Origin of the sequence: Paenibacillus roseus (assembly GCF_016424485.1) — a bacterium.
Classification (GTDB): Bacteria; Bacillota; Bacilli; order Paenibacillales; family Paenibacillaceae; genus Paenibacillus_D; species Paenibacillus_D roseus.
In genome coordinates this window covers 98,305-111,706 of sequence record NZ_JAELUP010000013.1, presented here as the reverse complement: position 1 = coordinate 111,706, position 13,402 = coordinate 98,305, and the positions used below count along the sequence as shown (strand labels likewise).

The window sequence follows — 13,402 nt, the reverse complement described above, 5'->3', positions numbered from 1 at the left end:
AGTATGAGGGGCTTCCTGCCGGAGCATGGCCCCCCTCTTGTCTTTTAGGGTTCTGAACAACACTTTAAAAGAAATATCCAGTTACTTTTATTACGATAATAGACATGAATGTCACCTCGAATGAGTCGTTTAGCGACTCGACTTATTCGATAGGGCGTTTTCCAGTTTGGTAGTTTCGTGGCGTTTGAAGACTTCGATCATTTCCAATGTCATAGTCTGTAAAGCATCTTCTTCTGGCATTCGTATAAATCGACATAGTCTAATCATATCTTCTTCGAAAAAGTGGAGAAGTTTTAAAAGTGCGTTCTTGTCATTTTTTTTCGCTAGAGAAAGGAGTTCTAGAAACTCATCTTCTGGTTCAGTGTATTGAGCATCTTCTGTTTCCATTTGTTCACCGCCTGCTGACTAATATTCAATTCTTGGGCAATTTGCTTTTCACTTTTATCGTTTATATAGAGATCTAGGATGATTTGTTTACCGATGTGAGCAGGCATCGATTTAAAAAGGCTCTCTAACAACAAACGGTTATCTGCCTGTTCAGTGAAACTTGTAGAAGGGGTGATTTCCTGAACATAGCTACATTCGTGCTTGTGCTGAACCCTCACTTTATATTGCATTCTCCATGCTATCCGATATAGTTCTGATCTGAAAAAATCGATAGTAGGTTCCACTGTATGACCCTCCATTGTCGAATTTTAAAGTTTTTCAGGCAAGAAAAATATATCCTCACCTATATAGGAGGGAGAAAGTGGATTTCACAACCAAAAAAGGAACATATGTTCTATTTTATTTATACGTTTGTAAATTAGTAATTGTTTCATCTAATCTGCACAGTACTGTATAAAAGGATGGATGACTCACAAATGATCCTGTTTGAAAAGAAAATCGAGTCTTTGAACAATACAATTGTAGAACTACTTCAGATCATTAAAGAAGGGAGCGAGAAGAAATAGTGGACAATTTGGCATATTATCGAAAGGTATACGTATGCGGAAATGGTGCTACAAGCGTTATAAATACCTGCCGAGTTTGGTGGAGTTGGGAGACTAATTTCGGGGAAAATTGCACCTCGGAAGTGTATAATGAAGTTGGTATTACGAGTTCATCAACAAATGGAGGGGCTACAATATAAATCAATTGCTGAACTTTGTAATCGCAGAGTTCAATGACTTTCGGCTTTCCAAGAGAGAGGAGGCCAGCCTGTGAACGGTCTCTGTCAAATAGTTTGTCCCGCCAACGAAACGCGAAAAATGTACGCTAAGGAAACGTACGTTTTTCACGTTTCGTTTTCCCTGCCCTGTAATCGTTCTTAAAATTATTTTTCGTTTGAGGTTGTATTTCCCCTTTGAAATTACCTACTTAAGTGTAAAGGATGAGTGATCTCCGCAACCCGGGAAGAGATCACAGCATCTTAAAATAAAAGGAGGTAATTATAATGGCAAACATTGTAACATTACGATTTGCAGCTTTCATTCCGCAGGCTTGGATTGAATATATGAGAACAACAGCAGTCATCATTCAATATAACGGAAATAACCGCGAGTTCACATACTATACGGAAAATCAACCTGAATTATCAAAGATTGTGCAACATATTGTCTGCGACTTCGGCAACAAAGAAATTAAATACTTCAAGTCTACTGGTTCAACTACTGAACGAACACTTGATATTAAAACTGGAGAAGTTCTACGTACTGCCTATGGCCATGCGAGTACAGAAGGTTTAACAATGTCCAACGCAAGTATTACCAGCACATCAGCAACATTTAAACTCAGAGCAAGCGTTGGGAATCCATTGAATACAGATGCTCCGGCAATCGATTGGGATTACACTGTAACTGTTGGTAGTGACGGTAAAGTAACCGTTAATGGCAATCATGACGGCTACCCTGCTCATGAGATTTATAAACGGATCAACAGCGGAACTCCTGTTGCGATTTATAAGCATGATCCGCGCGAAACCGGAGACACAATTCTATCCCTATTCCCTCCAATGGAAAAATCAGTGAATAGAACTGTATAATTAATGATAAAAGGGAAACCATCCTAAGAATAAACAGGATGGCTTCCCTTTTATCTAACAAACATAATCAAAAAGATGAGACTAGCTGAGACAACCCAAAATGTTCGTCTACCCTTATGATTCTGCGCAACCCATAGCCCATAAGAGAACAGTACAGCCATTGTTCCAAACATCGTAATAAACAGCAATCCCTCACTAGACACTAGAAAAGATACGTTAAAAATAATGCCGAATCCGGATAAAATAGGGGCAATACTTGCTGGGAAAAAGCTAACTATTATAAATAGAAGCGTTTGAAGCCAAAACGTGTGTCTATTTATACTTTTAAGCAATAGAATAATCAATAAAAATAGTCCAAGCATGATACAAAGATAAGTGAGCAACGTCCAAAATATAAGCCGATTCACCTCCGAGCTCTCCAGCGGCTCCCCTAAAAATCTTAAAATAAAAATGTATAGTCCGATTCCAATAGTGTAACTTGAAAATGTAGTCCATAAGTAAAAAATAGAACGTATCACGATAACTACCTCCCGTCACGCTAGGTTGCTGTCCTTATGGAATGTCTTGCTTCCAGTGTTGTCGGTCGTCCCTTTGAATGCTGCGTTCCTCTGGCGTCTGCTTAAAGCTTAGGCGCTGCCATCTAGTGAATCTAAGCAGATCGATGGCGAGGTCAAGCTGCCCGGATAGCCGCCCATGGCATCGGCGCAGTGATGATATCGGCAGGTCGGAGATGACTTCTGCCCGCTTGCCGGTGCTCAACTCGGTAGTCTGCTGTTGTACCAGGTGTTGTTTCAGGGTGGGGTCGTTCGTTGAAAGGGTTCATATGCCACTTCTTCGACAAGCGTTTTCTTTTCCCCTGCAACGGAGGAAGTGGATTGGACCGGCTACACTAAGTTGGACAGAAAAAATAAGGGCAAGTAGAATGTAGGGACAGATAAAAGAAGCGAATCTACGATGCCAAAACCTAGATGCACATGTACTGCCGAGTTTGGAAGCAAAAGGTCCGTACAAGCCAGAAAAGTTCTCTCCTAATTTTTGTGCAGTTTTCTGTTGATAATCCAAAGTTTACTTTTCTTCAATTTATCATCACCTCTTTTTAGATTTCGTTTCCAAGGGATAGGAGATATTTCTAAATTTAGTCTACATAGATATTAGAGGACTTGCAACGTTACTAGCAATCCCCAATGTTGCTGTGTCTGCCTTATTGCATTTGACCTTCTCTGTAGCCTTCGCTTCGTTCGGCTGTTATAGTGATGAGAGGTACATTTTTGATACAAGCCATGAAGTGGGCATTGAGTTGAAAACGCGTTAACGCTTATAATAAAACGATAAGATTATATAAAGAAAAGGTGCTAACTTATGAGTATTTTGAATGTAGAACGACTGAGTCATGGTTTTGGAGACCGTGCCATCTTCAATAACGTATCGTTTCGTCTGCTGAAGGGCGAGCATATTGGACTTATTGGGGCCAACGGCGAGGGTAAATCTACTTTTATGAACATCATTACAGGCAAGCTTCAGCCGGATGATGGCAAGGTGGAATGGTCCAAGCGGATGCGCGTAGGCTATCTGGATCAACACGCCGTATTGACCAAGGGGCTGACGATTCGCGATGTGTTGAAGGGCGCCTTCCAATACCTGTTCGATATGGAGCAGGAAATGAACGACATGTATGGCCGGATGGGCGATGTCACGCCAGAGGAGCTGGAGCAGCTGCTAGAGGACGTAGGCACAATCCAGGATACGCTGACGAACCAGGACTTCTACCTGATCGATGCGAAAATTGAAGAAACGGCACGCGGTCTTGGTCTGACTGACATTGGTCTCGAAAAGGATGTTACGGACTTGAGCGGCGGACAGCGTACGAAGGTGCTGCTGGCCAAGCTTTTGCTGGAGAAGCCGGAAGTTCTGCTGCTGGACGAGCCGACCAACTACCTGGATGAGCAGCATATTGAATGGCTCAAGCGGTATTTGCAGGCTTATGAGAATGCGTTTATTCTGATCTCGCATGATATTCCGTTCCTTAATAGTGTCATCAATCTGATTTATCATATGGAAAACCAGGAACTGAACCGTTACGTTGGGGATTATGAGCATTTCCAACAGGTTCATGAAATGAAGAAGCAGCAGCTTGAATCGGCCTACAAGCGTCAACAGCAGGAGATTGCCGACTTGAAGGACTTCGTTGCCCGCAACAAGGCAAGCGTTGCGACGCGGAATATGGCGATGTCCCGCCAGAAGAAGCTCGACAAGATGGAAGTAATTGAGCTGGCGAAGGAAAAGCCGAAGCCGCAGTTTAACTTCACCCCCGGCAGAACGTCAGGCAAGCTGATTTTCGAGACGAAGGAGCTTGTGATCGGCTATAGCGAGCCGTTGTCCCGCCCGCTTGATCTGCGCATGGAGCGCGGACAGAAGATTGCTCTTGTCGGCGCGAACGGGATCGGGAAGACGACCCTGCTTCGCAGTATTTTGGGCGAAATTCCGGCGGTTTCTGGTTCTGTAGAGCGCGGCGAGCATCAGCAGGTCGGCTATTTCGAGCAGGAGTCCAAGGGTGACAATTACAATACGTGTATTGAAGAAATCTGGAATGAGTTCTCTTCCTTTACTCAATTCGAGGTACGCGCGGCTCTGGCAAGATGCGGTCTGACGACCAAGCATATCGAGAGTAAAATTGCCGTTCTCAGCGGGGGAGAGAAGGCAAAGGTCCGTCTGTGCAAACTGATTAACAAGGAAACGAATCTGCTGGTGCTCGATGAGCCGACGAACCACCTGGACGTTGATGCCAAGGATGAGCTGAAACGTGCTCTGCAAGCGTACAAAGGCAGCATTCTGCTTATTTCTCACGAACCTGAATTTTACCGTGATGTCGTGACCGAGACCTGGAACTGCGAGTCCTGGACGACGAAGGTGTTTTAAAGTATAATAACCATAAACATGAAGGCAATGTAACCAGAAGGTTCAACCTCGCTAAGCAAGAGAGGCTGGACCTTTTTTTGCGTGTAAATGAATCAAAAGGAGCTGATCGGAAGTGTTACTGGAAGCGCTTTATCACCGAATCAAGCAGAATTGGTCTTATGCTTATGATGCGAAAACCCTTCATATTCGCCTGCGGTCCAGGAAGGATGATTTGACGGGCGTTATCCTGCATTATGGCGATAAGTATGGCTGGGAAATGACAAACGATGAGATACCGATGACAAAATGGGCTTCGGACGGCCTGTTTGATTACTGGGAGGCCACAATTGAACCGCGCTTCCGCAGGACTATTTATTATTTCCAGCTTCGTGACCGTGAACAAACGATTTACATGCTGGAAAAAGGGTTTCAAGAACAAAAGCCTGCCGTCGTTTACGAAGGGTTATATGACTTCCCTTACATGAATCCAATTGATATCATTTCACCCCCAGCTTGGGTAAAAGACGCAGTCTTCTATCAAATCTTCCCTGAACGGTTCGCCAACGGTGATCCCGGCAATGATCCGGCTAATGTCCTGCCTTGGGGTGGAACGCCTACGCCTTCGAATTTTTTTGGCGGCGATCTTCAAGGTGTCATGGACCACCTGGATTATTTGTCTCAACTGGGTATTAACGCGATCTACTTTACGCCGGTATTCGAGGCAACGACGAACCATAAATATGATACAAGGGATTATTTCAAGGTCGATCCTCACTTCGGCACCAATGAAACGTTGAAGCAACTGGTTAGTGCTTGTCATAGCCGCGGCATCAGGGTGCTGCTGGATGCAGTATTCAACCATTGCGGCAAGACCTTTCCTGCTTTTGTTGATGCCATGGAGAAAGGCGCTGCTTCCGATTATGCGGATTGGTTCTATGTGCGCAGTTGGCCCCTTGAGGTGAAGGACGGGATTCCAACCTATGAAACGTTTGCATTTGAGCCAATCATGCCGAAATTAAATACGGAAAACCCCGAGGTGAAGCAATATTTGCTGGATGTCGCGAGGTACTGGATTGAGGAAATCGGCATTGACGGCTGGCGGCTCGATGTAGCCAACGAAGTGGACCATCAGTTCTGGCGTGAATTCCGCAGCACAGTGAAGTCGATCAACCCTGACGCGTATATATTAGGGGAAATCATGCATGATTCAATGCCTTGGCTGCAAGGCGACCAATTCGATGCGGTCATGAACTATCCGTTCACAAATGCGCTACTGAACTTTTTTGCCCGCAAAACAACAAATGCAGAGCAATTTTCTTATGCGATTCAGGCTCAACTGGCTAGCTACCCGCTACAAATCACAGAAGTGGCCTTCAATCTGTTAGGCAGCCACGATACCGCCCGTCTGCTGACATTGTGCAAAGGCCATAAGGAATCCGTGATGCTGGCTTATTTATTCGAGCTTACCTTTTATGGGGCTCCCTGCATTTACTACGGCGATGAAATCGGAATGGAGGGAGAGCATGACCCTCTAAACCGTAAATGCATGGAATGGGACCCTGATAAGCAGGATCGTTTGCTGTTCTCCTTCTTCCAGAACGCCATTCGGTTGCGAAAGCAATACCGGGCGCTGCGCACAGGCGGACTGCGATTCCTGCCGCAAGCCAGCAAGCAACTGCTTGTCTATGAGCGATGGGACGATCAGGACCGGTTGCTCATCATCATGAATAATTCCGGCAGTACGGCCCAATATGGGCTGGATATCACCAGCAAGGAATGGATCGATATTTTCTCCAGCCATGCGAATTTATTGAAGAATGCCTCGGAAATTCCCGCTTATGGCTATCTGATTTTAAAATCGCTCAAGCATTAATTACTCGTATTTATTGACAAACTATTCTGACGACTTTTAAAATAAAACTATCCAATTTAATTTGAGGGCCATGCTTTTTTAAACCGCCTTGGTTTGAAAACAACCCCGGAATCTCTGTAACAGAGAATTTCGGGGTTGTTTTTTTGAAATATAAGGATTTATAAAGTTCCCTTTGTAAATGAGCTTATATTTCACCACGAAACGAAGTTTTTGCCCGTCAAAGGACGGCAAAGCCGTTTACGCTTGTCTAAGCTCAAATAGCTGTCCCAAGGTAAGCGGGGCAGCTAATCCTTGTATTTCATATAGGGGGTGATACAGTCGGTTGATGACAGGCATATTCATGATTCATTGAACCACGTAAAATAAAAAATGAAAGGTGGACCCTCTATATGATCGCTCGCACTTCGCGCAAGGCCCTGAACTTATTCCTGGCTGCTGCATTAACGTTCGGAATGATAGCGCTTACGAACGGGAACGCCCCGGTTCAAGCGGCGCCCGATACTTCCGTTCTCAACCAGCAGAACTTCTCTACCGATGTGATTTATCAAATTGTGACAGACCGCTTTCTGGATGGTAATTCGGCCAATAACCCGACCGGGGCTGCATTCTCGCCCGGCTGCCAGAATCTCAGAGTGTACTGTGGAGGGGACTGGGCAGGTATTATAGCCAAAATCAATGATAACTATTTTACCGATTTGGGCATTAGCGCACTCTGGATTTCACAGCCTGTAGAGAATATTTATGCCGTTATTAATTATTCGGGTGTGAATAACACGGCCTATCATGGCTATTGGGCACGTGACTTCAAAAAGACCAATCCAGCCTTTGGAAGCATGACGGAATTTCAGAATCTGATTCAAGCGGCGCATGCCAAAAATATTAAAATCATCATTGATTTCGCTCCGAACCATACCTCGCCTGCTTCGGAGACCAATCCGTCCTTTGCGGAAAACGGGAGATTTTATAACAATGGAGTACTGATGGGCAGTTATACAGGGGATACCAGCGGCTACTTTCACCATAATGGCGGAAGCAACTTCGCGACCATTGAGGACGGCATCTATAGAAACTTGTACGATCTGGCAGACTTCAATCATAACAACAATACGGTCGACAGCTACTTCAAGGAATCCATCAAGCTTTGGCTGAATATGGGAATCGACGGCATACGGGTAGATGCGGTAAAGCATATGCCTTTTGGCTGGCAAAAGAGCTGGATGTCTTACATTTACAACTATAAGCCGGTATTTACGTTCGGAGAATGGTTTCTTGGCGTCAATGAAATAAGCCCGGAAAACTATCATTTCGCCAATGACTCCGGCATGAGTCTGCTCGATTTTGAGTTTGGCCAGACCGCGAGACAGGTCTTTCGGGACAATACCGCGAACATGTATGATCTGGATGCCATGATCAACAGAACGGCCGCTGCCTATACGCAGATTGCAGATCAGGTAACCTTTATCGATAATCATGATATGGATCGGTTTCACACCACCGGAGCTTCCGCCAGAAGACTGGAGCAGGCTCTAGCTTTTACGCTTACCTCCAGAGGCGTGCCGGCTATCTATTACGGGACGGAACAATATATGACGGGGAATGGCGACCCTGACAACCGGGCGATGATGACTTCCTTCAATCGGACCTCGACCGCATATCAACTGACCAAGAAACTGGCGCTGCTGCGGAAAACCAATCCGGCTCTTGCATATGGAACGACCCAGCAGCGCTGGCTCAATAATGATGTCTACATCTATGAGCGCAAATTTGGCAATAACGTCACCGTAATTGCCATCAATCGCGGGTCAGCTCCTGTATCCATCAGCGGGTTGGCAACTTCACTGCCTGCAGGCACTTATGGGGATGTATTGTCCGGCTTGCTTAATGGCAATAGTATTTCCGCTTCCGCAAACGGGGGTGTCAGTACCTTTACACTAGGCGCAGGGGCTGTTGGCGTATGGCAGTATACGGCTTCCGCATCCGCACCGGCTATTGGCAATATCGGTCCGGATATGGGCAAGGCGGGCAATGTGGTCACGATAGACGGACGGGGATTTGGAGCGGCGAAAGGGACTGTATTCTTTGACACGACGGCCGTTACGGGCGCAACTATCGTCTCTTGGGAAGATACACAAATCAAGGTTGTTGTGCCAGCCATTGCAGCCAAAAAATATCAGGTCAAAATACGATCGTCTGCCGGGTCCGACAGCAACAGCTATGCCAATTATAACGTATTGTCCGGCGATCAGGTGACTGTGCGCTTTGTGGTTTCCGGGGCAACGACAGTCTTTGGGGAGAATGTCTATCTCGCTGGGAACGTTGCAGAGCTGGGGGGCTGGGAGTCGGCCAAAGCTATCGGACCGATGTACAATCAGGTTCTGCATGCTTATCCGACCTGGTACTACGATGTGAGTGTTCCGGCCAACACGACGTTGCAGTACAAGTATTTCAAGAAGAACGGACAGGCGATTGTCTGGCAGAGCGGCAACAATCGCACCTTCACGACTCCGACTAGCGGAACTGCTACCGTCCACATCAATTGGTAACTCCCGTTCCACCCGAATATCCCTGATGTCAGGCAAGACAGTCTTAAAAAGAGCACTCGTCAACAGATGACGAGCGCTCTTTGGCAGTAAGCTTTTGTCTTGCGTTATCCCTTCGATGCGCCAGAGGTAAGCCCCTGTACAAGAAAACGCTGGAGCAGTACAAAGAGCAGTGTAATCGGAACTGCTATCAATACTGCGCCTGCCGCAAACAAGGTGAAATTGCTGTTCTGAAAATTGCTGACCAGATCCCACATGCCGACGGCAAGCGTCCAGTTTTCCTTGCTCCGCAGCACAAGGCGGGCAAAAATAAAATCCACCCAGGCGCCGGTAAAAGTCGTTAGCGACACATAGGTGAGCATCGGACGCGACAAGGGAAGCATGATTTTAATAAACACTTGCAGGTGGCTCGCCCCGTCAATACGGGCGGCTTCGTCAAGGCTGCGCGGGATGGTATCATAAAAGCCTTTTACAACAAATCCCCCTAGAACAGAGCCTGCGGAATAGACCAAGATAAGCGCCGCATGTGTATCCAGCAAATTAAGCTGCAACAGCACGATAAAGATGGCAATCATGCTCATAAAGCCGGGGAACATGCCCAGAACGAGCATCGTTGTCAGTGTCGTCTTGCGTCCACGGAACCGGAATCTGGACAAGGCGTACATGCTAAGCGTGATCAGCAGGGTGGAGAAAATCATCGTTAAGGTTGCAACCTTAAGCGTGTTCACATACCACACACCGTACTGAAAGCTTTTATTCGTGAACAGTTCGATATAATGGCCAATCGTTAGCTGATCCGGAATAAGTGTCGAGCCCGAGAGCGATGTTCCGGGCCGCAGGGACGACATGAGTACCCATAGGGCAGGATAGATTGCACAGATGGCTATAATGGCCAGAATGACATAGATAAAGGTTAATCGTATGAGAGTCGATGCTTTATTTCCCGTTTTCATTGGATCATATCCTCCTCTTTGTACGATTTTGAACGACGGTAGCTCCAGATGGACAAGGAAGCCACAATTAAGAAGATCATGATGCCAATGGCAGAGGCCATATTGTATTTGCTGTTGTTCAGGGTAAGCTTATACAGCCAGGTAACGAGCAGATCGGTGCTTCCCGCATACTGGTAGCTGCCATTAACCGGATCTCCGTTGGTCAGCAGAAAAATGACGTTAAAGTTATTGATATTGCCCGCAAACTGCATAATCAGGATGGGAGCGGTAGCAAAAAGCACGAATGGTAGCGTAATGATTTTGAACTTCTGAAAGTTGGAAGCTCCGTCTACGTCAGCCGCTTCATAGAGGTCTTTCGGAATAGCGGTGAGAATCCCCATGATAAGAACCATAGAAACCGGAATGCCGATCCACATGTTGACGATAATTACGGTTACCTTCGCCCAGGTTGGATCAGTCAGCCAAGGCAGCTTGCCTAGACCGAAGTAGCTTAAATATTGATTGATCGGGCCGAATTGCCCATTAAACAGGTTCCGCATGACAAGCAGTGAGATTAGCTGCGGAATGGCATACGGGATAATAAAAATGGTGCGCCAGAACTTTTTGAACCGGACACCTTTGGCCTCCACAAGCAGCGCAACAATCAGGCCGCCAAAATAAGTCGTCACCGTCGCGATGACTGCCCAAATAATCGTCCATGTCAATACACCGACAAAGGTGCTGCTCCAGGTTTTGAGCGTAAGCAAATCCCTGAAGGTTTGGAAGCCTACCCAATCCACCAGGGATTCCGGCGGAATATGATTGGGAGAGGAGTAGTTGGTAAAAGCCAGCAGAACCATAAAAATAATTGGCATAATGGTCAAGAAAAGTACGCCCAAAGCAGGAAGGGACAGCATCAGGTAAGGAAAATGCCGGTCCGTCATATTGGCCCAGGACCTCTTGAAGCTCGCTGCAGGAGTTCCATGATCCCGCAAGCTTCCGGTATGGTAAGCATCACGGATATTTAACAGATAGGCTGCAAGACAGACAGCTAATATGAAGATGGTAATCAGTCCGCTAATCAATAAATAAATGGAATGGTCGCCTTCAACAGAAACCATAATTTTGCCGACCTTTTCAAGACTCTGTGTTTTCTCTCCAAGGGTGACGATCCCCCAGATTGCTTTTCCCAAATTCGGTATCAAATAGAGAAGAGCTGCTGCTTCAGTAGCCATAAGCAGCAGACCCTTTGCAATTTGGCGGTTGTACAATTGGCCGAGTCCCATCCAGAAGACTGATAGAATTGCCGCCGTGCTGCGGTGTCGATTCATCCGCTTGACTCCCTTCTCCTGTAAATAAGGAACCACCGGTCCACCCGCGAACAAGGTCAACGGATGTCCCGATGGAATAATACGTCTTATTGTCCTGCTCCATTGTTGGCATCCCGGATCTGCTTCACAGCATTGTCCAGTGCTTCCTTCGCATCCTTGCCTGTATTCCATACATCAGAGAAGGCTGCGGCAATAGGCGACCATACATTAGCCATTTCCGGAATCGAAGGCATTGGCGTGGATTGTTCGAATTGCTTCAGGAAGCCCTTCACAATGTCATTATCCTGAACCGCAGGATCTGCTGCCGCTTCCTTATTGGAAGGGATTGCTCCTGTCAGTTCATAGTCAAGCAGCTGCGCTTCCTTGGTTGATGCGAATCTGGCAAACAGGCGGGCAGCCATCGGGTAGTCGGAAAAACGGTTCACATACCAGGCTTTAATGCCGGAGAAGGAGGAAGCTGGTTGACCATTAATAGCAGGGAGAGGCGCTACGCCAAAGTCAATGCCCGCATCCCTGTAATCACCGATGGACCAGGGGCCATTAATGTCCATTGCCAGAGTTCCGGCAACAAAGAAGCCTTTCTTGATGTCATACGTAATATCCCCGGAATTCATGGGGAGCAGGCTGTCTTTTAAGGAGCCATAATAATTCAAGCCGTTCACTGCGCCCTCTGTATTTAATCCGATATCGTCCTTGTCCTGCCCGTGGTTGCCGTATACATAACCGCCTGTTGAAATGAACGGGTAGCTGAAGTAAAAGTTCGATACGTCCCACATCAATGCGAATTTATTATTTTTGACGTCGTTGAATGATTTGGCGAACTCGACAACTTCATCGAATGATGTTGGCGCTTCTGATATGAGTTTTTTATTATAGAACAAAGCATACGTCTCTACAGAACGGGGATAGCCGTACAGAACGCCATCATAAGTAACGGCATTCACGGCAATATCCGCGTTTTCACTTCTGGATTGATCTTCATAGAAGTCATTGGGCAGAATTAAACCCGATGTGACCGCTTTGCCCAAATTATCGTGAGGGAAGAGCACCACATCCGCACCGAGCTTGGCAGGACCATCAGTTGTCAGTTTCGTTACCTGATCTCCGGCGCCAACCTCTTCAAATTTTACCTCGATCCCATACTTTTCCGTAAATTCTTTCGCAATGGCCTCGACAAACGGGCGTTCCTCCTTGCTCTCCCAAACAAGCAGCTTGGCCCCCGGTTCAGGAACAATGTCCTCACCGTCCTCTACTGTCTGATTTGTCGGAGCTGTTCCCTGATTATTTGGCTTCTCGTTAGACTTTGTACCGCAAGCGGAGACAACAACCAGACTAGCGATTAATACCATGACCCACCATGTCTTCATTTCAATAATCCCCTCTCCATTGTTGAACTTGAATACAAAACTCTCGTTTCTCTGTTGCTGCTTATCGGGCGACGAAAAATCTTTTTGCGACTTGACTACGGTCTGTTTACAGCTTTGTGCAAACGTTTGTTCAAATCCCGATAAAAAATGGATGATCCACAATAAGAATCTCCATAATATGCCTATTCCAACAAAAAAACTGATGTGAAAGCGCTATATTCTTGTTTAATACTATACAGCAAATGTCGTCTTTTGTTAAAACGTTTGCACAACTTGATTTTTTATGAAAATGCTGTATTTTCTTTAAAATACTTCTGATTTCGCTCGTTTTTTAAATATTTCAACATTTGAGTATGCAGCCTAAACGTTATATATTATCATTTAAGCAACAAGTTGCATTAAAAATGGATGCATGTAGCTAAGCAGCTGAATAAAGGGGTT

At 46.0% G+C, this 13,402-nt stretch carries 9 protein-coding genes; 4 read left to right on the top strand and 5 right to left on the bottom strand.

Annotated features, from left to right (window positions below; translation table 11 throughout):
• Window positions 1-129: 129 nt before the first annotated feature.
• Window positions 130-387 (bottom strand): helix-turn-helix domain-containing protein, encoded by a 258-nt coding sequence (locus tag JFN88_RS05350; RefSeq protein ID WP_199018295.1) that lies wholly within the window; start codon window positions 385-387, stop codon window positions 130-132.
• The gene (locus JFN88_RS25605) at window positions 339-494 is read right to left on the bottom strand and encodes a helix-turn-helix domain-containing protein (protein ID WP_379166095.1); all 156 of its coding nucleotides are present in this window, start codon (window positions 492-494) and stop codon (window positions 339-341) included. Before JFN88_RS25605 ends, JFN88_RS05350 begins: the two co-directional genes overlap by 49 nt.
• 941 nt (window positions 495-1,435) lie before the next feature.
• Here JFN88_RS25605 and JFN88_RS05345 point away from each other — a divergent pair.
• The 4 genes from JFN88_RS05345 (at window position 1,436) to JFN88_RS05330 (ending at window position 9,334) form a co-directional block, all read left to right on the top strand.
• Window positions 1,436-2,023: a DUF3238 domain-containing protein gene (locus JFN88_RS05345; protein ID WP_199018294.1), complete on the top strand. Its 588-nt coding sequence runs from the start codon at window positions 1,436-1,438 to the stop codon at window positions 2,021-2,023.
• 1,359 nt (window positions 2,024-3,382) lie between these two features.
• Entirely contained in the window at window positions 3,383-4,939 is a 1,557-nt protein-coding gene (locus JFN88_RS05340) for an ABC-F family ATP-binding cassette domain-containing protein (RefSeq protein ID WP_199018293.1), read from the top strand.
• A gap of 112 nt (window positions 4,940-5,051) precedes the next feature.
• Window positions 5,052-6,791, top strand: a complete 1,740-nt coding sequence (locus JFN88_RS05335) for an alpha-glycosidase (protein WP_199018292.1) — start codon at window positions 5,052-5,054, stop codon at window positions 6,789-6,791.
• Window positions 6,792-7,180: 389 nt separating this feature from the next.
• Complete coding sequence (locus JFN88_RS05330) at window positions 7,181-9,334, top strand: alpha-amylase family glycosyl hydrolase (protein WP_379166069.1); 2,154 nt, start codon at window positions 7,181-7,183, stop codon at window positions 9,332-9,334.
• Between the two features lie 104 nt (window positions 9,335-9,438).
• Here the strand turns inward: JFN88_RS05330 and JFN88_RS05325 are convergent, their stop codons facing one another.
• The 3 genes from JFN88_RS05325 to JFN88_RS05315 all read right to left on the bottom strand — a co-directional run bounded on the left by JFN88_RS05325 (window position 9,439) and on the right by JFN88_RS05315 (window position 12,961).
• Window positions 9,439-10,284, bottom strand: a complete 846-nt coding sequence (locus tag JFN88_RS05325; RefSeq protein WP_199018291.1) for a sugar ABC transporter permease — start codon at window positions 10,282-10,284, stop codon at window positions 9,439-9,441.
• Entirely contained in the window at window positions 10,281-11,594 is a 1,314-nt protein-coding gene (locus JFN88_RS05320; protein WP_199018290.1) for a carbohydrate ABC transporter permease, read from the bottom strand. Before JFN88_RS05320 ends, JFN88_RS05325 begins: the two co-directional genes overlap by 4 nt.
• A gap of 86 nt (window positions 11,595-11,680) precedes the next feature.
• Window positions 11,681-12,961, bottom strand: a complete 1,281-nt coding sequence (locus tag JFN88_RS05315) for a sugar ABC transporter substrate-binding protein (RefSeq protein WP_199018289.1) — start codon at window positions 12,959-12,961, stop codon at window positions 11,681-11,683.
• Between the last annotated feature and the right edge of the window lie 441 nt (window positions 12,962-13,402).